This is a genomic window from Flavobacterium sp. AC267 (assembly GCF_979258715.1).
Genome location: NZ_OZ409875.1, coordinates 2,918,771 through 2,944,209, shown reverse-complemented (window position 1 = coordinate 2,944,209; position 25,439 = coordinate 2,918,771). Strand labels below are relative to the sequence as shown.

Below are 25,439 nucleotides of genomic sequence, written 5' to 3'. Positions count from 1 at the left end.
CTATCTCTTAGTTAACTTCATAAATAAATGATTCAGACGGCTTTATTTTAACTCGAGCCGAACCTTCACCATTTTTGACTGTAAGATAAGTTTTGTTCTCTGAATACAATTTATCTATAAGCACATAAGAACCATCTTTTAAATTCCATTTTGAAATCAGAGATGATGGGATTTTTAGATTGAATTCACTGGCTTTTTCAGAAGAGAAATTAGCAACTACAATGAGTTTTTGATTTCCTGACCAACGTGCGTACGAATACAATAATGCATCATAACCCTCATTGTTTTGAAGATTTGCAGATTGAATTTCTTCAAAACTTCCCATCAAGGCACTGCTGTTAATCGTGAAATTTAATAAACGTTTGTAAAAATCACGAAGTTCTTTTTCAGAAGTAGAAAGCTGACCTCCATCAAATTTTCCCTCGTTCATCCAACGCTGATGATTTGGTACTCCGATATAATCAAAAATTGACGTTCTGGAACGTTTTCCAAAACCAGCATCTTCATTTCCTGCCTCTCCTACTTCTTGTCCGAAATAAATCATTGTCGGCGAAGTGCTTATCGTTGCTGAAACCACCATTAATGGTTTTCCTCTTTCTGGAGTTCCCGCAAATTCTGGACTTGCTAAACGCTGTTCGTCATGATTATCTAAAAAGTGAAGCATGTGATGCTCTATATCCGACATTCCATTTTGAATACTTGTCAATTCATCTGGGGAAGATTTTCCGCGAATAACATCCTTCAACTTATCATAAGTTTCTACTTTGTCGTACAAATAATCCATTTTTCCTAAACGGATATAGTTGCGATATTCATTAGGATTGTAAACTTCTGCCAGTAAAAATGCATTCGGATTTTTCATTTTAATGGAAGAATTCATATAACTCCAAAACTCATATGGAACCATTTCTGCCATATCATAACGAAATCCGTCTACTCCTTTTGCTGTCCAATACAAAGCAATATCTCTAAATTTTTTCCAAGAATCCGGTACATCTTTATCCTGCCAAAAAGCAAAATGCTCTTGATACGATTTTTGGTCAAAACCTGCGGGAAGTTCAGGAAAATCTTTACTCCCATCTGGGCGTATTCCGTAATTTACTTTTACGGTTTCGTACCAGTCATTTTGATCTGGCTTCGCTTTACGCGATCCGTTTCCTGTCCATTTTGCTGGATTTTCGTCAAATTTCCCATCAATCAATGCGTTTGGCTCTCCATTTAATGGAATATCTCCATTTGGAATTTCAAAATGCTCTTTTGGAATATAATAGAAATTATTATCTCTTTTATATTCAACAGTAACATCATCATTAGCACCAAAATCTTTTACACCTTCAGGATTCGTTTTTCCTTCATATTTACGTGCAATATGATTTGGAACAATATCGATGATCAATTTTAGTCCGGCATTGTGTGTACGCTTAACCAAAGCTTCGAATTCTTCTAAACGTTTCGCTGGGTTTTCGGCCAAATCTGGATTTACATTGTAATAATCTTTAACAGCATAAGGCGATCCTGCCCTTCCTTTTACTACTTCTGGATCATCATTTGAGATTCCGTAAGCGGTATAATCACGTACCAACGCATGATGCGGCACGCCAGTGTACCAAATGTAAGTAACTCCTAAATCTTTTATTTCATGAAGCGCTTTATCTGTAAAATCATTAAATTTTCCAACTCCATTCTCTTCAATGGTTCCCCAAGGTTTATTCGTTTTATTTTTATTTCCAAATAGGCGCGTAAAAACTTGATAAACTACCACTTTCTTTTCTGTCGCAGTTTCTTCTTTTGCTGTACTCATTTTTAATCCTTGTGTTTTACAGGCCGAAAATAGTACAGTTAACGTAATTCCAGCTGCAATTAATCTTTTACTTATCATATAATTGTTGAACTAATCTAAATTTAGTCTTTATAATTTTAATTGTCTTAACAGCGATATTAAAACAATTTTCTAAATGTAACTCATTTTTTAAAATTCAGAACACGCTCTTTTTAATTTGCATCATTTAAGAGTTGAAATAGTGCAACTACAACGTGAGAGTTCTATGTTTTGTTGAAAAAATAAATGAAGTCTAATTTATCATTCAAAGTGTTGATGACTTATTATAAATTAATCCTAATAGCGACCATAGGTTGTAACCTTTTTTATAAATTTGACAAAAATTTAATCAGTTGAAGAAATCACTCTTTTACATATTTATTTGTCTGTCTTTTTTAAGCAGTCAATTCATTTCCGCGCAAGCAAAAAAGAAACCTGCACAGGCTCCAAAACAGATTATTATCGAAAACTCTGATAATGCAGATGTTAATCAGGATCTAGTACCTGATGGTTTATTATTGTCTGGTAATGTGAAAATTAACCACGATGGTGTTGTGCTTACCTGTAATAAAGCGTATTTCTTTCAAAAAGAGAATTATTTAAAAGCTTTTGGAAATGTACAATTAGTACAGGGCGATACTTTGTTCCTAAATAGTAAATATGCGGAATACAGCGGTAATGAAAAAAAGCTTTTGCAACAGGGAATGCTGTTTTGACTTCACCAGACGCTACATTACAAACGGATACTATTAATTTTGACAGAAATATTCAGGAAGTTTTTTATAACACTAAAGGTACGATTGTTAATAAAGACAATACTTTGGTCAGTAAATCTGGTAGATATTATGTAGAACAAAAGAAATTTCAGTTTTTAACTGAAGTTACGATTACGAATCCTAAATATGTAATCAAATCAAATCATTTGGATTATTACAGTAATTCTGGACATACGTATCTTCTTGGCCCTTCAACAATTACAAGTCAGGCGAATTACATTTATACTGAAAAAGGATTTTACGACACAAAGAAAAACCTTGCCCATTTTTTGAGGAAATCTTATATCAAATACGATGACAGGCGTATAGAAGGCGATAGTTTGTTTTACAATCGAAATACCGAATTTGCTTCTGCAACCCGAAATGTAAAGATCACAGATTCTATCAATAAAGGAATTGTAAAAGGCCATTATGCGGAACTTTACAAACTAAAAGATTCCATGTTTGTCACCAAAAGAGCGGTTGCGATCAATTTGGTTGAAAATGATTCGGTTTACATTCACGGACAAAAACTATTGGTTACAGGAAAAGAAGGAGAAAGAATTTTAAGGGCTTTTAAAAATGTTCGTTTCTTTAAAATAGATATGAGTGGAAAATGTGACTCGATTCATTCAGATTCTAAAAGCGCTTTGACCAAATTAATTGGAAATCCGATTTTATGGAATGGAGAAAGTCAGATTACTGGAGATTTAATGCATTTGATTGGTGATAATAAAACGAGAAAAATAGATTCTTTGAAAGTGATCAATAATACTTTCCTCATATCCAAGGATACACTCGGAACTGGTTATAATCAAGTAAAAGGCCTCAATTTGTTTGGAAAATTTCGGGATGGAAAACTGCATGATGTTGATGTCGTCAAAAATACCGAAGTCGTCTATTTTATGCGGAACGACGCCAATGAGCTTATCGGAATTAATAAAAATGTCAGCAGTAAAATTAATTTGATTTTAGAGAATAATGCTGTTGAAACCATTACGTTTTTCAATAAAGTCGATGGAGATATTTTCCCAGAAGATGAACTTCCTGAAAACGCCCGAAAACTGCGAGGAATGGTTTGGCGGGGCGACGAAAGGATAAAATCTAAAGATGATATTTTTACCGCAGAAGAAAATGAACTTAATGACAAACTGATTAAGCAAGGTAAAGACGAGGAAGAGAAAGGAAAAAATATCCCGATGAAAGTCAGGAAGGAAACTTTGAATTACGACAAAAAGAAGCCAGCTGATAAGACAGAAACTAAACCTAAAATTAAATAGTTTCAGTCGCAGTAGCAGTTTACAGTCTTTTGCAAATTATTAATTCATAAAAATTAGCCTAAGCGTAAACTTAAAAAAACTTAGAACCTAAGTACCTTTGCAACTTTGAACCTTAAAAAAGTTTTCAGTCGCAGTCGTGACTTACAGTCTTTTGCGAATTATGAACTTACAAAAGTTAACCTAGGCGTAAAGTTAGAAAACCTTAGAACCTCAGTACCTTTGCAACTTTGAACCTTAAAAAAAATGAATCCAGACTTTATAAAATACCAGGCTCAGACTTCTCCTTATCCTTTAGGAATGGAGGTTTCGCACGCCATTGGATCTTACATATACGACACAAACGATAAAAAATACTTAGATTTTGTAGCTGGAGTTTCGGCTTGTACACTTGGACATCAGCATCCTAGAGTAAATCAGGCTATAAAAGATCAATTGGATAAATATTCACACGTGATGGTTTACGGCGAATATTCGCAAAGTCCAGCTGTTGAATATTGCAAATTAATGGCTTCCCTCCTTCCAGAATCTTTAAACAAAACCTATTTGGTAAATTCGGGCACAGAGGCTATTGAAGGCGCTTTAAAACTTGCCAAGAGAACAACAGGACGCAGTCAACTTATTTCTTGTCATAATGCCTATCATGGTAACACAATGGGTTCAATGAGTGTTATGGGATTCGAAGAGCGCAAACAAGCTTTTAGACCTTTACTTCCAGATGTTGATTTTATCACTTTTAATAACGAAGCAGATTTACAAAAAATAACAACCCGCACGGCGCAATTCTTCTTGAAACAATTCAAGGTGGTGCTGGATTCATTCAGCCGGAAAATGATTTTCTGCAAAAAGTCCGCAATCGATGCGATGAAGTTGGAGCATTGATGATTGTTGATGAAATCCAGCCTGGATTTGGAAGAACAGGTAAACTATTTGGTTTTCAAAATTATGACGTTGTTCCTGATATTGTTGTAATGGGAAAAGGTATGGGTGGCGGAATGCCTGTAGGTGCTTTTACTGCTTCTGCTGAAAAAATGGATCTTTTAACAGAAAATCCTAAATTGGGTCATATAACCACTTTTGGAGGGCATCCTGTCATTGCGTCAGCTTGTCTGGCTACTTTGCAGGAATTAACTGAAACAAATTTAATGGCAGAAACACTGGAGAAGGAAAAGCTCTTCAGATCGCTTTTGGTACATCCTTTGATAACAGAAGTAAGGGGAAAAGGATTAATGCTGGTCGCAATGACAGAATCGGCAGAAATTACCAACGAAGTAATTTTAAACTGTCAAGACAAAGGACTTATTTTATTCTGGCTTTTATTTGAAGGATGTGCTATACGAATTACACCTCCTTTAACTATTTCAGAAGACGAAATCAAGGAAGGATGCGCCATCATTTTAGATGTTATGAATGAAATAATGGAAAGAAATACTAAATAAAATTACGGATTCCATTTTAATACCTTGAAGAACATTGAGTTAGTTTTAATTGAATTTAAATTGCGACAAAACTATCCAGCATTAATAAAAAAATAATAGAACGGAAGTTAATCCCTTAAGAATAAAGGAGATTTCTTCCCAAAACAGAATAAAAAACGCTATATATTGTTAATTAAATTGTTCAAAACAATTAATTCTCTTTCCTTACAACAACTATATGGTTGCCTAAATTTATAACAGGCTAATTTCAAAAATACGAAGTATGCAATTAAGCAACGAAGAAGAAGATTATAACCTATCCCTATCCAAATTTGAGTCGATGTTAAAAACTAACAAAGTACTCTTTTTTGATTCTGAAGAATTTGAAGAAATCATTCTTCACTATTTAGATATAGGCAAGGCTAATTTAGCAAAAAAGGCCTTGAAACTTGCATTAGACCAACATCCAAAATCTACAGGCTTAAAATTAGTACAAGTAGAAATGCTGGTTTATGATGATAAACTCGAGCTGGCTGAAAAGCTGTTGAACGAGTTATACGCAATTGAACCCAACAACGAGGAAATTTATATCCAGAAAGCTAATATTTGTTCCAAAAGAGATCAGCACGAAAAAGCAGTTGAACTGTTAAAAATCGTGTCGCAATACACTGATGATTATGCTGACGTGTATAATTTGATTGGAATGGAATATCTTTTTATGGATAATCTGGAACTGGCAAAAGAGAGTTTTATCAAATGTCTTGAAGAAGATTTAGAAGATCAATCTGCTCTTTACAACGTGGTATACTGTTTTGAATTTTTAGATCAAAATCAGGAAGCTATTGTATATTTAAACGATTACATCAATAAGAATCCATACAGCGAAATTGCGTGGCATCAGCTTGGGCGACTTCATTACGGAGTAAAAGAGTATGAAAATGCTATTCGTGCGTTTGACTATGCAACGCTTATTGACGATGAGTTTTTAGGCGCTTTTATGGAAAAAGCAAAAGCTTATGAGCGTCTGAAAAAATACAATGATGCCATTGAAAGTTACAACAGAACGATCGAACTGGACGATGCAACATCTTATGCCCTGCTTCGAATTGGTAAATGTTATGAGAAACTTGGAAATTTAGCGAAAGCGATTCAATACTATAACCAAACGGTTCATGAAGATCCGCTTTTGGACAAAGGCTGGATTGCGATTACTGATTTTCATCTTCGCCAGAAAAACTATCAAAAAGCATTGTTTTTTGTAAACAAAGCATTGGCAATTGACAATCAAAATCGTTTGTATTGGAAAAGATACGCAACAATCAACAAACACATGAATTTCTTTGAAGAAGCCGAATTTGGTTTTAGAAAAGCAGTTGAATTTGGTGATTATGCGTTAGATACTTGGTTGTATTGGGTTGACATTCTTCAGTTTTTAGGAGAATTTGAAACGGCTGTTCAAACTTTATTACAAGCTTCAGAATATTTTCCGGAAGAAAATGAAATTGAATATCGTTTGGCTGGATTATACTTTATGATTCAAGACAGCACGAAAGCTAAATTTCACTTAAGTAATGGTTTACGTCTGAATTTTGACAACTATATCTTAATTGAAGATTTATTTCCAGTTGTATGGGCAAAGAAAACAGTAAAAAATTATATAGAAAAACATCGTAAATAATAATGGTTGATATTTTACTAAGAAGACGTTTTGGATTATTGGGTCGTAATATTAGTTACTCTTTTTCAAAAGGTTATTTTACAGAGAAATTTAATAATGAAGTTTTTGAAGGCAACAGCTATGAAAATTTTGACATTTCAGAAATAAATTACTTTACTGAATTGATTAAAAACAATCCAGATTTAAAAGGTTTAAACGTTACAATTCCGTACAAAGAACAAGTTATTCCTTTCTTAGATAAACTATCAAAAAAAGCGGCCTTAATTGGCGCTGTCAATACTATTAAATTTACCAGAAACGGTAAGTTAAAAGGATACAATACGGACTATTACGGATTCAAGAAATCGCTAAAACCTTTATTGGAACCGCATCATAAAAAGGCACTTATTTTAGGTACCGGCGGAGCTTCTAAAGGCGTGGCTTTTGCTCTGGATGAACTTAATATCCCTTACACTTTTGTTTCAAGACAAGCCAAAGAAAACATAATTGATTACGATTTGATTAATGCCACAACTTTCGACAATTTTCAAATTATAATTAATTGTACGCCAGTTGGAACAAGTCCAAATATTGAAGCATGTCCAAATCTGCCTTATGAGTTTTTTACAGAAAAGCACATCGCATACGACTTAATTTACAATCCGGCAGAAACGACTTTTTTGAAAAAAGCTAAAGAAAAAGGAGCCGTAATCAAGAATGGTCATGACATGTTGATTTTTCAAGCAGAGAAAGCCTGGAAAATCTGGAACAAATAAATAAGAAATAAAATAAAATGTTAATGTATTTTTTGTATTTTTAAACCACTTACTAACAGGTGGTTATGAGAAAAATACAAGTACTTAGCATTTTATTTTTTTTATGTAACAATCTACTTTCGGCTCAAGAAAATGATACTTTACAAGGTCCTTTTTCCGAGCCTCGCTATCATTATTTTCTCAAGACAATCATTTTATTTGATGAATATCTAGACACTGATAACGGATCTTTTAATACCACTCAAGTACGTGTCTTACTGCCAATAGGAAACAAAGCCTGGAATTTACGTTTTGATCTTCCGCTGATTTCCGCAAATACCAATTCCATTAATAAAACAGCAATTGGCGATGTTGGTATGGGTGTCACCTATATACCTTTTATGCAAAATAGTAACGGTATAGCTTTACGAACGAGAGTGTATGCTAATACTGCAAGCAGATCCAAATTTTGGAACTGGAAAATGGGTCGTTATGCCGGCAGTTGTTTATGGAAAATACCTCTATGAGAAAAAATTTCTCTGGCTTTCAACTTTAGAATATCAAGGCTGACTTTGCGGGCGCTGAAGACCGAAATGACATTAGCGTCACCGTTTTTGAAAATGTTATACTTCATTTTTTTGGCAAAAACTGGATTGCCGGAGATGTAGCATTTAGATATAACGCTATTTTAGACGGATTTCAAAACAATGCTTTTCTTGAATTCGGTCGTAAAATTACGCCGACCAATTTAGTTTACATACATCCGAGCGCAGGATTTGGTGTTAATCGAACCTATAATTTTGGTATTGAAATGGGAGTGTCGCTCCTTTTTTAAATATTAAAAATTAGAAAATACTTTTATAAATTTACAGATATAGAAGAATATTGTAAAAAGAATATATAATTTGAATTTATAGATACTGTAATAATTCAATAAAAATATATTCAACATAATAGCGAATAAGTCCAAAGAATAAGAATTTCATCGTAAAATACAGCATAAACAAGCGATTTATTTTGTATTTAGAAACACCTTTACTATCTTTCGCACTGTTAAAAACCAAAACCTTACACATTTTAAAGATGTTAGAAGAAAAGAATGATAACCTGCATGAAGCAGACGGAAAAACAGGAATCGAAATAAACGATTCTATAACAGATGATGCGACTGAAATATCTAATTCAGAAACTCTAGCTGAAGATGCGGCTCCAGAGACTGAAAGCACATTAGATACAAATGAAAATGATCATCAAGAAGCGCTGGATGTAATTACTAATTCAAACGCAAGCAGAAAGTGAAGACGAAACATTAAAAGACCGTCATGACATTCCTATGCAGGATTATAACACATTTTCTCTAGATGCTCTTGTTGACGAACTTAAAAAATTAGTTAGTACAGACAAAGTAATGTCTGTAAAAGAACATATTGAAGAAATTAAAAAAGCTTTCTTACTACAATACCACCATCTTCTAGAGGAAAAAAGAGAAGAATTTAATGCTTCTAATCCAGATCCAAACGAAGAATTTGAATATCATCTGCCGCTTAAGTCAAAATTTGACGAATATTATAACGTTTTTAGAGACCAAAGAAATGCTCACTTTAAACATTTACAGACTAATTTAAAAAGCAATTTAGAAAATCGTCTGGCAATTGTTGAAGAATTGAAAGAGTTAATTAACCCTCAAGAAAACATTAAAGACACTCTTAAACATTTTAATGAATTAAGAGAAAGATGGAAAAATGCAGGTTCTATTCCAAAAGACAAATACAACCACGTTTGGAACAATTATCATTTCCATGTGGAGAATTTCTATGATTATCTTCATTTAGACCGTGAGGCCAGAGATTTAGATTTCAAACACAACTTAGAATTAAAACAAAAAATAATTGCCCGCGTTGAAGAATTAGTAGAAGACACTGATGTAAGTAAATCTTTCCGCGAATTACAGGATTTACACAGAATCTGGAAAGAAGAAATCGGACCTGTTTCTAAAGAACACCGTGATGCTATTTGGAATAGATTCAGTGAATTAACTAAAAAAATCCACGATAAGAGAGAAATTTTATTTGAAAACCAAAGAGCCAACGAACAGCAAAACCTCGAAGTTAAAAAAGAGATTATCGCTAAAATTGAAGTACTAGGAACAGAAAAAAGTGAATTCTCACTCGCAATGGCTGGTACAAATTCAAAAAGTAGAAGATCTTAGAAACGAGTTTTTTGCAAGCAGGAAAAGTGCCTTCAGAAGTAAATGAAGAAACTTGGGTCGCTTTTAAAACAGCCGTTAGGAATTTCAATGCATTCAAAAATTCTTTCTACAAGGATATCAAAAAAGACCAAAACGACAATCTTAATAAAAAATTAGCTCTTGTTGCTAAAGCCAAAGAACTCCAAGAAAGTACCGATTTTCAAGCTACAACTCCTGTAATGAAACAAATTCAGGAAGAATGGAAACAGATTGGCCACGTTCCTAAAAAGTATTCAGACAAAATCTGGAAGGAATTTAAAGATGCCTGCAATCACTATTTCGACAAGTTAAAAGAACACAAATCGGAAGAAAACGGTGAAGAAGTTGTCGCTTTTGACAACAAAAAAGCATACCTAGAAACACTAAGAGCTTTTCAGCTAACAGGAGATCATAAAACAGATTTAGACGCTATAAAAGCTCATATTGAGACTTGGAAAGGATTTGGAAAAGTTCCTTTTTCAAGACGTCATATCGAAGGGAAATTCAATAAAATTTTAGATGCCCTTTTTGAAAAATTAAGTTTGAGTAAAAAAGAAACTGAAATGATGCGTTTTTCTAACAGAATCGATTCTCTGTCTGACAGCAACGACACTCGTAAATTAGACAATGAAAAGATCTTCTTAATGCGTAAAATTGAAGAAGTACAAAATGAGATTTTCCAATTAGAAAACAACATTCAGTTTTTTGCCAACACAAAAAATGCTAAAAAAGAAAATTCAATTGTTCTTGAAGTTCGAAAAAACATCGCCATTCACAAAGAAAGCCTTGAGGTTTGGAAAGACAAATTGAAGCAATTAAGAAACCTAGGTCAAGAATAATTATTTGGCTGAGCAAAGGCTAAACTATTTAAATATAAAAGGTGTAATGAGATTCATTGCACTTTTTTTGTGTTCATTTTTTAACGCAAAGACCGCAAAGATTTTTTACTAAGGAATGTTTAAAAACATAAGTTCGCAAAGCTGTTGTCAAAACAAAACTTTGCGAACTTTCTATACTAGTATAAAAACAAAAAACTTTGCAAACTTTGCGCAAATCCTTAGCGTTCTCTGCGTTAAAATCCCAATCCAACTTTCAACAAAAAACTTTGCGTGCTTTGCGTAAATCTTTGTGTGCTTTGCGGTTAAATTCTCATTCCAAAACCCAAAACTTAACATTCTCGTTAAATTCTATAAAACAATTCTGCTAAATATTGATTATATTTGAGTTACCACTATTATTTGGTAATCAAACAAATAACATTTAATACTAATTTTTTAAATAAGAAGAATATGAAATTTACAAGAAAAGCACACGCCAACTGGCAAGGAACTGGTATGGAAGGAACTGGAAAAATCAGTACACAAAGCACAACCTTAGATAATGCACAATTGTCATTTAAAACCAGATTCGCAGACGGCGTTGGAACAAACCCTGAAGAATTAGTTGCTCGCGACGCATTCTGGATGTTTTACGATGCAGTTAAGTTTTTTATTGAATGAAGCTGGGTTTACAGCAGATGATTTAACCACAGAAGCTACAGTAACTTTTGAAGATGGTACAATAACATTAATTCATTTGGATTTAAAAGGAAAAGTACCTTCTATCTCTGCAGAAGAATTTGCTTCGACAGTTGCTAAAGCAAAAGAAATTTGTCCAATTTCTAAATTATTAAACACAACTATTACACTTTCTGCAGAATTAATCAGTTAGAAAAAATAGAACACATAAAAAAAACCATTCGCCGTGACGAATGGTTTTTTTTATACACTCAAATGAGTTTATTTATTACATTTTAGCTTTTAACGCTTTAGCTTCAGCAGTCATTTCAAGAGCACTGTAAACCCCTAATAAAGTTTTAGCAACGTCTTGATTTTTAGGATCTAATTCGTTTGCTTTTTTAAGGTAAGGAATTACACCTTTGAAAACATTTTCTCTCTGTGCTTTTAAAACATCATAACGCTTCATATCTTTTGCAGTTGTACCCAATTTATTCATTTCATCAATGATTGGTTTCTCAGCTTCTAATTTTAAAGCGACAAGGTTTAAATAAGCATTAGTATACTCAGGGTTGATTTCAATTGCTTTTAAGTAATATTTCTCAGCATCTGCATTGTTTTTTGCACCTGCACTAATAACTCCTAAGTTGAATACTAAATCAGCATTTTTTGGATCTTTCTCTAAAGCTTCACCAACCAATTTTTTGTACATATCAAAGTCTTTAGTCTCTAGGTACAAATTAGCTTCAGTTAGTAGCAATGAACTATCTTCTGGATTCGCTTTTCTAGCTTCAGCAATTGCTTTTTTAGCATCTTCTGTACGTCCTTTTTGAACAAGGATTAAAGCCAAGTTTTTGTAGATTTCACCTCTTTTAGACGGAACTGCTTCTGTTCTTGGTTTTTCATGTGTTCCCAATTTAACAGCCATGTCTCTATCTTTAGCACTTGCGAAGTTATCTTCATTACTGTTAACTTTATTTGTAGCTAAGTATAAAGTTCCTTTTCCAGAAAAGTTCAATTGTTTTAACTCTTCGTACATTGGTAAAGCAAGGTCAAAATCTTGTGCATTTACAGCAGTTGATGCGAGCATAGTACAAGTTAATTGTATCTTTTTTATCCAATGCGTATGCATCATATAATTTTTTCGCTCCTTCTGCATTTTTATTAGCCTGCGTATCAGCGATAGCGACATTGATTAATTTTCCTTTAATCTGCCCAATTGAAGTTGCAGCTTCTGTAGAATATTTCTGTTTTCCCGAAGCTTTTTCAACTTCGATTAACTTTTTGTAGCTTTCAGCAGAAAGAGATAAATTTTTGCTTGTTTCAATATTTTTATCAGCAAGATTCAAATAAGCATTTCCTTTTACATAATAAAATTGAGCCTGCTCTGTATCTTTAGCATTAGCAACCATATTTTCAGCGTCATTTAAAATTGAAACTGCTCCTTGAGCATCGTCGCTTTTCAAAGCTTTTTCAGCACTTTTAATTTGATCCTTTTGCGCAAAAGAAGCTACAGAGATCAATAACGCTGAAGCAAGTATTACATATTTACTTTTCATAGTGATATTTATTTGTATTTAATTTTGTTTTAATCTAATTTAATTATTCTTCTGATTCTTCTTCGTCAGCATCTTCACCTTCATCATCAATTACTTCGTCGTCAGAATCGTCATCGTCTTCAACAGGTCCTTCATCTTCTAAAACTTCCAAATCAGGCTTAACTCTTTCAATTACAGATTCGATTACATTACCGTCTTCATCAACAACAACTTCTTCCACATCGTCTTTCATAACCTTTGTTACAGCAGCGATAGAATCTTTTCCTTTAAGGTTAATCAATCTAACCCCTTGAGTTGCACGTCCCATTACACGTAAATCCTCAATTGCCATTCTAATTGTTAATCCAGATTTATTAATAATCATTAAATCATCTGCATCTGTAACGGCATTAATAGAAATCAATTTACCTGTTTTCTCCGTAATATTTAGAGTTTTCACACCCTTACCTCCACGGTTCGTAATTCTGTAAACATCTTCTCCATCTTCGTCGACCAATTTGGTACGTTTTCCGTATCCGTTTTCAGTTACAACCAAAATTTGCGAATCGTTAACATCATTTTTTCCAACAGTAACCATACCAATTACTTCATCGGTATCGTCTTTTAACGTAATTCCACGAACTCCAGAAGCTGTTCTTCCCATCGGACGTGTTTTAGTTTCTTCAAAACGAACTAGTTTACCAGACTTAACAGCCAAAATAATCTGGCTTTCACCATCTGTTAATTGCGCTCCCATTAATTCGTCACCTTCCTTAATAGTAATAGCGACAACACCATTTACCCTTGGTTTAGAATATTTCTCTAAAGACGTTTTCTTAACCTGTCCTTGTTTGGTAACCATTACAAGGTTATGACTATTGATATAATCTTTATCTTTTAAGTCTTGTGTACAAATGAAAGCTTTTACTTTATCATCACTTTCAATGTTTACCAAGTTTTGGATTGCTCTACCTTTTGCGGTTTTACTTCCTTCAGGAATTTCGTAAACACGCATCCAGAAACATTTTCCTTTCTGGGTAAAGAACATCATATATTGGTGGTTGGTTGCGACGAACATATGCTCAAGGAAATCCTGATCTCTTGTTCCTGCACTTTTTTGTCCAACTCCTCCTCTATTCTGCGTTTTGTATTCTGTTAAGTTTGTACGTTTAATATAACCTGCGTGCGAAATTGTAATTACTACATTTTCATCAGCAATTAAATCTTCGATACTTACATCCCCACCAGAATATTCGATTTTAGAACGACGCTCATCTCCGTATTTCTCACGAATTTCTTCAAGTTCTTCCTTAATTAAGTTAGTTCTTAAATTTACATCTGCTAATAAAGCTTTTAAGTGCTCGATTAATTTCATTAATTCCTCAAACTCAGCTCTTAATTTATCTTGCTCTAGTCCTGTTAACTGACGTAAACGCATCTCAACAATAGCACGAGCTTGAATATCTGATAATTTAAATCTTTCGATTAATTTTTCACGAGCTTCCTCTGTGTTTTTAGAACCTCTAATTATAGCGATTACTTCGTCAATATTATCAGAAGCAATAATTAAACCTTCTAAAATATGTGCTCTTTCTTCGGCTTTACGCAATTCAAACTGCGTTCTTCTCACTACTACATCATGACGGTGCTCAATAAAATAGTGAATCATATCTTTTAGATTCAACATTTGTGGGCGACCTTTTACCAATGCAATATTATTTACACTAAAAGATGATTGTAATGATGTGAACTTATATAAGGTATTCAAAACTACGTTTGGCGTAGCATCACGTTTCAGGATATAAACGATACGCATACCGTTTCTGTCAGACTCGTCACGAATATTGGCAATACCTTCGATTTTTTTATCGTTAACTAAATCAGCCGTACGTTTGATCATTTCGGCTTTATTCACCTGATATGGAATCTCTGTTACGATGATACATTCTCTTCCGTCAACTTCTTCAAAACCAACTTTCGCACGCATTACAATACGTCCTCTGCCGGTTTTAAAAGCTTCACGAACACCTTCATAACCATATATTACACCTCCAGTTGGAAAATCTGGAGCTTTAATATGCGTCATTAATTCATCAACTTCAATATCATTATTATCAAGGTATGCTAAAGTACCATTGATAACTTCAGTTAAATTGTGTGGCGGCATATTGGTTGCCATACCAACTGCAATACCAGTTGCTCCATTTACTAATAAAGTAGGAACTCTAGTAGGCATCACTTTTGGTTCATATAAAGTATCGTCAAAGTTTAGTTGAAAATCAACTGTTTCTTTTTCGATATCTGCCATAATATCTTCTGAGATTTTACGCATTCTAGCCTCAGTATAACGCATTGTCGCCGGACTGTCACCATCGACAGAACCAAAGTTACCCTGACCGTCCACTAATAAATATCGCATACTCCATTCTTGGGCCATACGCACCATCGCATCATAAACAGAAGTATCTCCGTGCGGGTGATACTTACCCAGAACCTCCCCTACGATTCTTGCAGATTTTTTATGGGCAGATCTTGAAGTTACACCTAAATCATACATTCCATAAAGAACTCTTCGATGCACTGGTTTCAAGCCATCTCTAACATCAGGAAGCGCTCTCGATACGATTACTGACATCGAATAATCGATGTAAGCTGATTTCATTTCATCTTCTATGTTAATAGGAATTAACTTTTCTCCTTCAGACATAAGTTGTTATATTAAATAATTATATTAGTTTCAAAGCGTGCCAAGATACGTTTTTTTGAAATTTTTTCAGCTATTTCCTTACACTTATTTCAATGATTTATTAACAACTTTATTTTGCTATTTAGTTAATAAATTAAGCGTTTTTTAACGCTTTTATTGTCTTTTTTTTCGTCTATTAGCTGTCAGGAGTTCTTGAAGGGTACGGTTTTTGTTTTTAAAACTGTAATTCACTAAATTTACAATACCAATTATATATTATGGATGATAATTTTTCACCAAGAGTAAAAGATGTTATTACATACAGCAAAGAAGAGGCTTTACGTTTAGGCCACGACTTTATTGGTACAGAGCATCTAATGCTGGGCATTTTAAGAGATGGTAACGGAAAAGCTATTCATATACTTAATAACCTGGCAGTCGATCTAGATCATTTACGCAGAAAAGTAGAAATACTAAGTCCTGCCAACCTGAGCGTTGAAGTAAATGCAGAAAAGAAAAACCTTCATCTGACCCGACAGGCCGAAAGGGCGCTGAAGACCACTTTTCTAGAAGCAAAAGTATTTCAAAGTTCATCAATTAGCACGGCCCACCTGCTGTTATGTATCTTACGCAACGAAAACGATCCAACAACCAAGCTATTGAATAAACTAAAAATAGATTATGACGTAGCTAAAGAACAGTATTTAAATATGACTCCAAACGAAGAAGAATTCTTAGAAAACTTACCAAGAAACGAATCGTATAATGACGATTCAGGACAAGATGACAGTCTTAAAGAAAGTAGTTTTAATAATCCCGCCAATAAGTCAAACAAAAAATCTAAGACACCGGTTTTAGATAATTTTGGGAGAGATTTAACAGAAATGGCTGAAGAAGGAAAATTAGATCCAGTTGTAGGACGCGAAAAAGAAATTGAGCGTGTTTCACAAATTCTAAGCCGTAGAAAAAAGAATAATCCGCTTCTTATTGGAGAACCTGGGGTTGGTAAATCTGCTATCGCAGAAGGACTTGCTTTACGCATTATACAAAAGAAAGTATCACGTATCCTTTTCAACAAACGTGTTGTAACTCTTGATTTAGCAAGTTTAGTTGCTGGAACAAAATACAGAGGACAGTTTGAAGAAAGAATGAAAGCCGTAATGAACGAGCTGGAAAAAAACGATGATATCATTCTTTTTATTGATGAGATCCATACTATTGTAGGTGCTGGAGGAGCAACAGGTTCGCTTGATGCTTCAAACATGTTCAAACCTGCTTTAGCAAGAGGAGAAATACAATGTATTGGTGCTACTACTCTTGACGAGTACAGACAATATATTGAAAAAGATGGCGCTTTAGAAAGACGTTTCCAAAAAGTAATTGTTGAACCAACTTCTGTTGAAGAAACTATTGCAATTTTGAATAACGTAAAAGACAAATACGAAGATCACCACAACGTAACTTATACTCAGGAAGCAATTGAAGCTTGTGTTAAATTAACGAACAGATATATGTCTGAGCGTTTCTTACCAGACAAAGCTATTGATGCTCTTGACGAAGCTGGTTCTCGTGTACACATTACGAATATTGATGTTCCAAAACAAATTTTGGATTTAGAACGTCAGTTAGAAGAAGTGCGTGAAAACAAAAATATGGTTGTTAAAAAACAAAAATATGAAGAAGCGACCAAACTTCGCGATGATGAAAAACGTATCGAAAAAGATCTAGCTATTGCACAAGAACAATGGGAAGAAGATTCTAAAAATAACAGAATTGAAGTTACAGAAGATAATGTAGCCGATGTTGTTTCTATGATGACTGGAATTCCTGTAAACAGAATTGCGCAAACGGAGAGTAACAAATTAGCTCAATTGCCTGAATTAATTCAGAACAAAGTAATTGGTCAAAATGAAGCTGTTCTTAAAATTGCACGTTCTATTCAACGTAACAGAGCCGGACTTAAAGACCCTAATAAACCTATTGGTTCATTCATTTTCTTAGGACAAACTGGAGTTGGTAAAACACAGTTAGCTAAAGTATTAGCAAAAGAATTATTTGATTCTGAAGATGCTTTGGTTCGTATCGACATGAGTGAATACATGGAGAAATTTGCGATCTCTCGTTTAGTTGGAGCGCCTCCGGGATATGTTGGTTACGAAGAAGGTGGTCAATTGACTGAAAAAGTTCGTAGAAAACCATATTGTGTTGTACTTTTAGATGAGATCGAAAAAGCGCATCCAGATGTATTCAATATGATGCTTCAGGTTTTAGATGACGGATATTTGACAGATAGTTTAGGTCGTAAAATTGACTTTAAAAACACTATCATTATCATGACATCTAATGTGGGTGCTCGACAATTGAAAGACTTCGGACAAGGTGTTGGATTTGGAACTGCTTGCGAAAGTGGCTCAAGCTGATGAAAACTCAAAAAGCATTATCGAAAATGCATTGAAAAAAACTTTTGCTCCTGAATTCCTAAACAGAATTGACGACGTAATTGTATTCAATAGTTTAGAAAAATCTGACATTGATTTGATTATCGAAATCGAATTGAAAAAACTGTATTCTCGTATTGCTGAACTAGGTTACAAATTAAGCTTAACAGACAGAGCAAAAGCATTTATTGCTGAGAAAGGTTTTGACAAGCAGTTTGGAGCTAGACCATTAAAAAGAGCAATTCAGAAATATGTTGAAGATTTATTGGCAGAAGAAATCATTACTTCGAAAATACATTCAGGTGATGAGATCATGATGGATCTAAAAGATGATTCACAAGAACTTTCAGTGGAGATTCATAAAGCAGAAGAGCCGACTAATCAATAAATTAGTTTAATTTTATAACAAAAATAATTTACCCGTTACGTTTTCATAACATAACGGGTATTTTTTTTGCGGAAATTACTATCTTTAGTAAAAGCAATTAGCTATTTTTGATTTTAAATTCTATAATAAAAAAACAATATATGCTTCAAAACAAAGTCATTTTAGGCGACGAAGAATGGTGCTCATTTCCAGAACTTGGAATCCCGACAATCAAGGCTCGCGTTGATTCTGGTGCTAAAACTTCTGCAATGCACGCTTTAAACATAGCTCCTTTCATAAAAAATGATGCCAATTGGGTAAAATTTGATATTAATCCAATTCAGAATAATATTAAAACCATTATCCATTGTGAAGCACCTTTGGTAGATAAACGAATTGTAAAAAGTTCTAGTGGTTTTAGAGAACACCGTTATGTAATTCAGACGAGTATTAAAATTGGCGATTCAAAATGGCCGATCGAGATGACTTTGACGAATCGTGATTCAATGGGTTTTCGTATGCTCTTGGGCCGCGAAGCCATGAGCGGACGCGTATTAGTAGATCCTGAAGAAAAATATCTTTTAGGACAGCCTACTCCAGAATCTCTTAAGGAATTATACCAAAACTCAGAAAAAGCAAGCTCTGGTTTACGAATTGGACTTTTAGCCAGTAATCCTGAATTGTACAGCAATAAAAGAATCATGGAAGCCGGCGAAATGCGCGGTCACGAAATGCATTTTTTGAATATCAAAGAATGTTACATGAAACTGGACGCAAAAACTCCTGAGATTCATTATAGAGGCGGAAAAATATTAAATCAATTTGACGCCATCATTCCGAGAATCAGACCAAGCATTACTTTTTATGGCTGTGCTTTAACGCGTCAGTTTGAAGCGTTGAAAGTTTTTGTTTTAAACTCGGCTACGGCAATAACACAATCTAGAGATAAATTATATTCTTTACAATTGCTTTTAAACAGTGGTATCGACATTCCAACAACTGGATTTGCTAATTCTCCGCTTGATACAGACAATTTAATAAAGATGGTTGGCGGTTCACCTTTAATTGTGAAATTATTAGAAGGAACGCAGGGAAAAGGCGTTGTTTTAGCTGAAACCAAAAAAGCGGCAGAAAGTGTAATTAATGCTTTTAAAAGTTTAAATGCCAATATATTAGTTCAAGAATTTATTAAAGAAGCAAACGGAAAAGATATCCGTTGTTTTGTAATTGACGGAAAAGTGGTTGCGGCGATTCAGCGTGAAGCTATGCCAGGCGAATTCAGAGCTAATATCCACCTTGGAGGAACAGCATCTGTCATAAAAGTAACTGCCGAAGAAAAAAAGATCGCTATTAAAGCCGCAAAAGCAATGGACTTAAAAGTTGCTGGTGTAGATATTATTCGTTCTTCTAAAGGTCCTTTATTGCTTGAAGTAAATTCTTCTCCAGGTCTTGAGGGAATTGAAGGTGCCACAAACAAAGATGTTGCAGGTGAAATGATTAAAGCAATTGAAAAAGAATTTCAAATTATAGTTAAGTTCATTTAAACTTAATTACTCTTAAATAATTTAGCGACTTTGTCAAAGTTTAGAACTTTGGCAAAGCTTTTTTTATTTAACTTTAAGATAAAAAATATGCATTTTCCTTATATAGATATTATTATACGCAGTGTTGCCGTTTATTTTTTTATGACAATCGCTTTACGTATTTTCGGCAAAAAAGAACTTTCGCAATTAAATACTGCCGATATTATTCTGATTTTATTAATTAGTAATTCTGTTCAAAACGCCATGGTTGGTCCAGACACCAGTCTTGTCGGAGGTTTGGTTCTTGCTTTGGTTTTATTTGTGATTAATTTTGTCATAAAAAAACTGACACGCAGATATAAATTTTTTGGAAACTTATTACTTGACAAACCAGAAGTTTTAATTCATGACGGAAAACTTGATTTTAAAGCTTTAAAGACGCCTAGATATTTCCGACGAAGAATTAAAGGAAGCCATGAGAGAACACGGAATCGAATTTTTTAAAAATGTAAAACTCGCTATGTTAGAGATTGACGGAACAATCAGCATTATTTCAGAAGATAAAAAGCATTTGAAACAGACGCATTATAAGAGAAAACATAATCATAAGAATTTGCAGAAGTTTTAATTGACTTTAGTTTTTTCTATAATATTTGATCTGCACATTTTAAGACGATTTGAATATTCTATATCTTCTTTAAAGTATTCTATTGGTATTAATACCTGACTATTAACATCAATAGCTCCCCATTTTCCATTTAAACTAACTAAAGCTACTCCATCTTCAAATGATTTTGCATCATCATATTTTATTTCTATAACTAACTCTCCTTTTTTATTAATAAAGCCATATTTCCTATTTAATTTCACTAGCGCTAATTCATTTTTAAATAATTCTGCTCGATCATATTTCATTTCTATAATCTGCCTTCCTTTTTTATTTATAAAGCCGTATTTGTTATCCAACTCAACTAGCACTAATTCATCTTCTTTTATTGTAAGTAGATAATCATACTTAATTGGAGCGATAAGTTCTCCTTTTTTATTTATCAATCCATATTTCCCATTCAAAATTACCTCCGCAACCCCATCTTCAAATGAAACTACTTCATCATATTTTGTCTCTATAACAACTTCACCTTTTCGATTTACAAAACCATACTTCCCATTTAGTTTTACAAACGCCAACCCTTCAGCAAATAATCCTGTATCTTCAAATTTTAGATTTACTACTGGCTTTCCTTTTTTGTTCAGAAAACCATTCTTTCCATTCAAACTAATCGCCACCAAGCCATCAATAAAAGGCTGATCCACAGCTTCACAAAACCTCTCACAACAATCATAATCATAAATTGTTGGAATAATTTCTTTACCAGTTTTATCAATATAACCGCATTTTGCAATATTACTACTATTAGAAGAGCCTTTGCCATTTGAGTTACAGTTGACAATTACCTGTGCCATTCCTTCGTGAAAGTCATGTATATCCGAATATTTCAAAGAAATTGGGATTTCTTTTCCTTTTTTATCTATTATAAACCACTTATCATTTAAAAATGCAGATGTTACTTCTTTATTAAATTCATTTATTAAATCATATTTACAACCTATTATTTCTTTTCCTGCTTTATTGATAAAACCTGTTTTTCCTGCTAACTCAACAAAAGCAATATCATTATAAAATGGATAGATATAATCATAAATATAAGGCACTATTTCTTGCCCAGTTATATTCAGTATTCCATATTTCTTATTTTTTTTAATAATTGCAAAACCATCGTCAAAATTCCCAATAGAATCATATTTAAAAGCAGTAATTGAGTTATGCCTAATAATTTGATTAGACGCTTTAGTTAGACCATAAACCTTACTATGTTTATTTGAACACTTTGCTTCATTATACTTTAATACATGTAATACAAAACCTCCTAAAACAATAACTAATATTGATAAATATACTTTTTTCATGTTGATTTTATTGTATCATATTAGATCCCAAAAATTGATAATGGAGTAGACAGGAAAACCATATTTAGTAAATTTCATTTCTGCTATTGCCAAACCATTATTAAATTCTTCTATTACATCATATTTAATTGGAGTTGTAAGTTTATTATTCTTACCGAGAACACCCCATTTCCCGTTAATAGAAACTAATGCAACTTTTGCATAACACTTCTCTATTTTATCATATTTTAAGGTTTGCGCGACCTTTCCTTTCATATCGATTATGTACGAATTATTATTAATCGTTCCAATAGAAAATCCCCATGCAAAATCTGTCATACTATTATATTTTGGCTGAACGATGTTAACACCAATACTGTCAATTGCTCCCCATTTATTATTTTCTTTGTAAATCAAGATTCCTTCGCCAAAATAATTATACATTTTTGAAAGCGGAATATTAAATTTTGCAGGTATTGTTTCCCTACCGTTTTCATTTACATAGCCACATTTTTTATTAACTGCGACAAATGCTCCTCCTAAATAGCGACGTTCGATTGAATCATATTTTACTGGGGTTACAATTTCTCCTTTTTTATTAGTAAAACCATATTTATTATTCTGGTATAATAACAACAAGGAACTTACCTCAGTAATATTACCACAAACTTTACTAAAAAAATCATGATCGTTAATGTAGTCATTTACAACAGGAACAATGACTTTTCCGTTGCTATTAATGTATCCGTACTTTTTATTTGTATAAACTGCACAGATTTCTCCTGACGCGTCGATTGCGTCATAAATGGGAGGAATTATAATCTTGCCGTTTTCGTTTATTATTCCAACTTTATTAGCTGAAGTTGTTATTCTGGCTATTTTTTTTGTATTATAAAAAAAACGATTTGCCATCTGTGTTCGCTGATATTTTAACGGAGCAATTAATTTACCTGTTTTCTCATTTACGACACCCCACATGTAAAAAAAAGAAGAGGTGTTTATTCCAACATATGCAAATCCATCATCTAATCGTTCTATCTCATCATAAATGGGCGGTATAATTTCTTTTCCGTACTTATCAATTAACCTTTCCTTATAATCGACAGTTACTTGAGCTCTTCCGTCTTCAAAATCACCTGCATCTTCATACTTTATTTTGATTATTTCTTTTCCCTTTAAATTCATGTAACCCCATTTATTGTTTAATTTAACAGATAAAATCCCTTCATGAAAAAATCCGTAACTATCATATTTAATAGAGGTTATTTCTTTACCTTGACAATTAACAAAACCCCATTTATCATTTAATTTTACTGCATAAACACCTTCTCCTACATAATCAAAATAATCATATTTAAAACTTGTAACTTCCTTCCCTATTTTATTTATAAATGCCCATTTATTTTTAATTTGAACAGGTGCTAAATCCCCCTCAAACCTCCATACATCATAATACTTTACCGGAGCTATTATTTTTCCTGTAGAATCAATAATACCGTATCTAGTTTTTTTATTTACGATTATATATCCATTATAAAAATCACAGATATAATAATAAATAGGAGGAATTATTTCCTTTCCATCTGCATTTATGACTCCGTATCTGGAGTAACCATATTTTCTTGTTTCTATTTTTTCTGTTTTTATTTTTCCTTGATTAGGGGCATTAGTTTTATAAAATCTAACGATAAAAAAAGACTGCTTAAAAATATAAGAATTGTAAATATGTATATTATCTTCTTCATTTGTCAAATCTCACTCGTTTATCATTTTTACAACAGCAAAATCTTCTTTAAAATCTTCTATCTCATCATATTTCAATGACGTGATTTCTTCACCGCTTGAATTGATGCGACCCCATTTATTATTTATTCTAACTCTCGCAAAACCATTTTTAAACGAATGTGTTTCATCATACTTAAAAGGAGTTATTTCTCTACCAGTTTTATCAATAAATCCAACTTTTCCAGCGTAGACAACATCTGCAAAACCTTCATTAAAGGAGTCTCCATTACTATAGATCGGCTTTATTATTTCATTACCATTTAAATCAATAAAACCTATTTTTTTTCTTAGTTCTACCATAGCAAATCCCTCCTTAAAATCCTTTATAAAATCATATTTAATTGGTGTTAGTTCTTCGCCTTTATTGTTAATGATACCCCACTTTCTACCGTTGCTATCCTGAATATAGAAGCGAGCAATTCCATCGAAAAAAAAGTCTACACTACTATATTTAAGCGGTGTAATTTCTTCTCCTTTTGTATTTATCAAACCAGATTTTCCATTTAGACTTATTTCAGCCACTCCATCTTTAAAATCACGCGCGTGTTCATATTTGAACGGAATAACCATTTTTCCTAATGTATCAGCAAATCCATACTTCCATCCATTCTCATATTTTTTTCAATAATCTTAAATCATCATAAAAAAACTGCATTTTTGTTCTTCCAGAGATATAATATAAATTAGCCACAGAATCATATATTGTTGATTTTACTTCTTTACCTTTTTTATCTAAAAAAATATATTTTGGATATTTAGCACTCCAATTATAGTCTTTATATATATTTTTAGCACGCACACAAACTAATCCGTGATTAAAATAAGTATGCTCTTCGTCAAGATATTCTGAGTCATAATAATCAATATGTTTTCCGTCTTTATATAAGTAAATAGGTCGAACATAATTACTGATAAGCGATTCAAAGATATGTCCAATTTCACGATCTGATTTAAAATCAAAAGGCATTGATTCATCTAAAAAGTCGTAAACCAAGGAATAACTTCAGTACCTAATTCATTAATAAATCCCCATTTATTATTCAATAAGACCCTTGCCATTCCTTCACTAAAAAAGAAAACGTAATCGTATTTTATTGCTGAAATTTCTTTACCAGTTTTGTCTATAAATCCCCATTTACCGTCTGCGCAAACTTTTGCAATTCCTGAATCATCAAAATAAGATGTAGTATCATTAAAATATCCTAATGGATTTGCTTCTATTAGCAAGGAACTTTCATCTATCAACATCTTTTTATCTTTTCCTTTTAAACATAAAATACCGTATGAATCAGTCTTTTGCATATAATCATATTTCAAAGGAGTAATTTCGTTTCCTTTATTATCAATAATTCCCCACTTACCATTTATTTTTACACAGGCAACATCATGATCAAAACGTCCAATATTGTCATATTTTAGCTCAGTAATTTCTTTTCCTGTTACATCAATTAAACCATATTTTCCATTGAGTTTAATTTTTGCAACACCACTTTTGAAAGTATATGCTTTATCGTATTTTATAGGGGTTATTTCTTTTCCATCTTTATTAATAAATCCCCATTTTCCTTTTAAACTTACTTTTGCTATACCTTCAAAAAAGCTGTCAGCATTATCGTATTTCAGATCGGTAATTTCTTTACCCTCTTTATTTATATAGCCGTATTTGTAACTATCAAATTTATTTTTTTGTGAATGGCAAAAACCTGTAATTACTAAAAAAAGAATGAATGTTATTTTTTTCATTTCTTTAT

The 25,439-nt window shown here is 32.9% G+C and carries 11 protein-coding genes and 8 pseudogenes; 10 read left to right on the top strand and 9 right to left on the bottom strand.

Going from position 1 to position 25,439, the window contains the following annotated elements; translation table 11 throughout:
* Positions 1-7: 7 nt before the first annotated feature.
* A complete protein-coding gene (locus tag ACZZ95_RS15370) occupies positions 8-1,879 on the bottom strand; it encodes an alpha-amylase family protein (RefSeq protein ID WP_463469705.1) in 1,872 nt (623 codons plus the stop codon).
* Between the two features lie 326 nt (positions 1,880-2,205).
* On the opposite strand from ACZZ95_RS15370, the pseudogene ACZZ95_RS15365 reads away from it, so the two are divergent.
* From ACZZ95_RS15365 to ACZZ95_RS15335, 7 genes and pseudogenes are all read left to right on the top strand, one after another.
* A pseudogene (locus ACZZ95_RS15365) lies at positions 2,206-3,854 on the top strand (OstA-like protein).
* A gap of 243 nt (positions 3,855-4,097) precedes the next feature.
* Positions 4,098-5,290, top strand: a pseudogene (locus tag ACZZ95_RS15360) (aspartate aminotransferase family protein).
* Between the two features lie 262 nt (positions 5,291-5,552).
* Positions 5,553-6,947: a tetratricopeptide repeat protein gene (locus ACZZ95_RS15355; RefSeq protein WP_463469704.1), complete on the top strand. Its 1,395-nt coding sequence runs from the start codon at positions 5,553-5,555 to the stop codon at positions 6,945-6,947.
* A 2-nt stretch (positions 6,948-6,949) separates the two neighbouring features.
* Positions 6,950-7,702: a shikimate dehydrogenase family protein gene (locus tag ACZZ95_RS15350; RefSeq protein WP_463469703.1), complete on the top strand. Its 753-nt coding sequence runs from the start codon at positions 6,950-6,952 to the stop codon at positions 7,700-7,702.
* Positions 7,703-7,767: 65 nt separating this feature from the next.
* Entirely contained in the window at positions 7,768-8,208 is a 441-nt protein-coding gene (locus ACZZ95_RS15345; protein WP_463469702.1) for a hypothetical protein, read from the top strand.
* A 556-nt stretch (positions 8,209-8,764) separates the two neighbouring features.
* Positions 8,765-10,747, top strand: a pseudogene (locus ACZZ95_RS15340) (DUF349 domain-containing protein).
* A 450-nt stretch (positions 10,748-11,197) separates the two neighbouring features.
* Positions 11,198-11,618, top strand: a pseudogene (locus ACZZ95_RS15335) (OsmC family peroxiredoxin).
* Between the two features lie 75 nt (positions 11,619-11,693).
* Here the strand turns inward: ACZZ95_RS15335 and ACZZ95_RS15330 are convergent.
* Both ACZZ95_RS15330 and gyrA read right to left on the bottom strand, forming a co-directional pair.
* A pseudogene (locus ACZZ95_RS15330) lies at positions 11,694-12,963 on the bottom strand (tetratricopeptide repeat protein).
* A 43-nt stretch (positions 12,964-13,006) separates the two neighbouring features.
* Positions 13,007-15,649 carry a DNA gyrase subunit A gene (gene gyrA / locus ACZZ95_RS15325; RefSeq protein WP_463469701.1) on the bottom strand — a complete coding sequence of 881 codons (2,643 nt, stop codon included), beginning with the start codon at positions 15,647-15,649 and terminating at the stop codon, positions 13,007-13,009.
* A 257-nt stretch (positions 15,650-15,906) separates the two neighbouring features.
* Between gyrA and ACZZ95_RS15320 the strand changes: the two are divergent.
* The 3 genes and pseudogenes from ACZZ95_RS15320 (at position 15,907) to ACZZ95_RS15310 (ending at position 20,584) form a co-directional block, all read left to right on the top strand.
* Positions 15,907-18,454, top strand: a pseudogene (locus ACZZ95_RS15320) (ATP-dependent Clp protease ATP-binding subunit).
* A gap of 140 nt (positions 18,455-18,594) precedes the next feature.
* Positions 18,595-19,977: a 30S ribosomal protein S6--L-glutamate ligase gene (gene rimK, locus ACZZ95_RS15315; RefSeq protein ID WP_463469700.1), complete on the top strand. Its 1,383-nt coding sequence runs from the start codon at positions 18,595-18,597 to the stop codon at positions 19,975-19,977.
* 87 nt (positions 19,978-20,064) lie between these two features.
* Positions 20,065-20,584, top strand: a pseudogene (locus tag ACZZ95_RS15310) (DUF421 domain-containing protein).
* Here ACZZ95_RS15310 and ACZZ95_RS15305 read toward each other — a convergent pair.
* From ACZZ95_RS15305 to ACZZ95_RS15280, 6 genes and pseudogenes are all read right to left on the bottom strand, one after another.
* A complete protein-coding gene (locus ACZZ95_RS15305; RefSeq protein WP_463469699.1) occupies positions 20,581-21,924 on the bottom strand; it encodes a WG repeat-containing protein in 1,344 nt (447 codons plus the stop codon). The pseudogene ACZZ95_RS15310 and the gene ACZZ95_RS15305 sit on opposite strands and share 4 nt — an antisense overlap.
* 15 nt (positions 21,925-21,939) lie before the next feature.
* A complete protein-coding gene (locus tag ACZZ95_RS15300; protein WP_463469698.1) occupies positions 21,940-23,655 on the bottom strand; it encodes a WG repeat-containing protein in 1,716 nt (571 codons plus the stop codon).
* A gap of 3 nt (positions 23,656-23,658) precedes the next feature.
* Positions 23,659-24,210 (bottom strand): WG repeat-containing protein, encoded by a 552-nt coding sequence (locus ACZZ95_RS15295; protein WP_463471691.1) that lies wholly within the window; start codon positions 24,208-24,210, stop codon positions 23,659-23,661.
* A pseudogene (locus ACZZ95_RS15290) lies at positions 24,196-24,273 on the bottom strand (WG repeat-containing protein); the annotation flags it as partial. The pseudogene ACZZ95_RS15290 and the gene ACZZ95_RS15295, both read right to left, overlap by 15 nt.
* A 25-nt stretch (positions 24,274-24,298) precedes the next feature.
* A complete protein-coding gene (locus ACZZ95_RS15285) occupies positions 24,299-24,682 on the bottom strand; it encodes a hypothetical protein (protein ID WP_463469697.1) in 384 nt (127 codons plus the stop codon).
* Complete coding sequence (locus tag ACZZ95_RS15280) at positions 24,664-25,431, bottom strand: WG repeat-containing protein (RefSeq protein ID WP_463469696.1); 768 nt, start codon at positions 25,429-25,431, stop codon at positions 24,664-24,666. The genes ACZZ95_RS15285 and ACZZ95_RS15280 overlap by 19 nt, the downstream gene beginning before the upstream one ends.
* Between the last annotated feature and the right edge of the window lie 8 nt (positions 25,432-25,439).

Excerpts from the sequence above, each read along its gene's own strand:
- ACZZ95_RS15355 (WP_463469704.1), top strand. The coding sequence starts at position 5,553 with ATGCAATTAAGCAACGAAGAAGAAGATTATAACCTATCCCTATCCAAA.
- ACZZ95_RS15350 (WP_463469703.1), top strand. The coding sequence starts at position 6,950 with ATGGTTGATATTTTACTAAGAAGACGTTTTGGATTATTGGGTCGTAAT.
- ACZZ95_RS15280 (WP_463469696.1), bottom strand. The coding sequence starts at position 25,431 with ATGAAAAAAATAACATTCATTCTTTTTTTAGTAATTACAGGTTTTTGC.
- ACZZ95_RS15345 (WP_463469702.1), top strand. The coding sequence starts at position 7,768 with ATGAGAAAAATACAAGTACTTAGCATTTTATTTTTTTTATGTAACAAT.
- ACZZ95_RS15370 (WP_463469705.1), bottom strand. The coding sequence starts at position 1,879 with ATGATAAGTAAAAGATTAATTGCAGCTGGAATTACGTTAACTGTACTA.
- ACZZ95_RS15305 (WP_463469699.1), bottom strand. The coding sequence starts at position 21,924 with ATGAAAAAAGTATATTTATCAATATTAGTTATTGTTTTAGGAGGTTTT.
- rimK (WP_463469700.1), top strand. The coding sequence starts at position 18,595 with ATGCTTCAAAACAAAGTCATTTTAGGCGACGAAGAATGGTGCTCATTT.
- gyrA (WP_463469701.1), bottom strand. The coding sequence starts at position 15,649 with ATGTCTGAAGGAGAAAAGTTAATTCCTATTAACATAGAAGATGAAATG.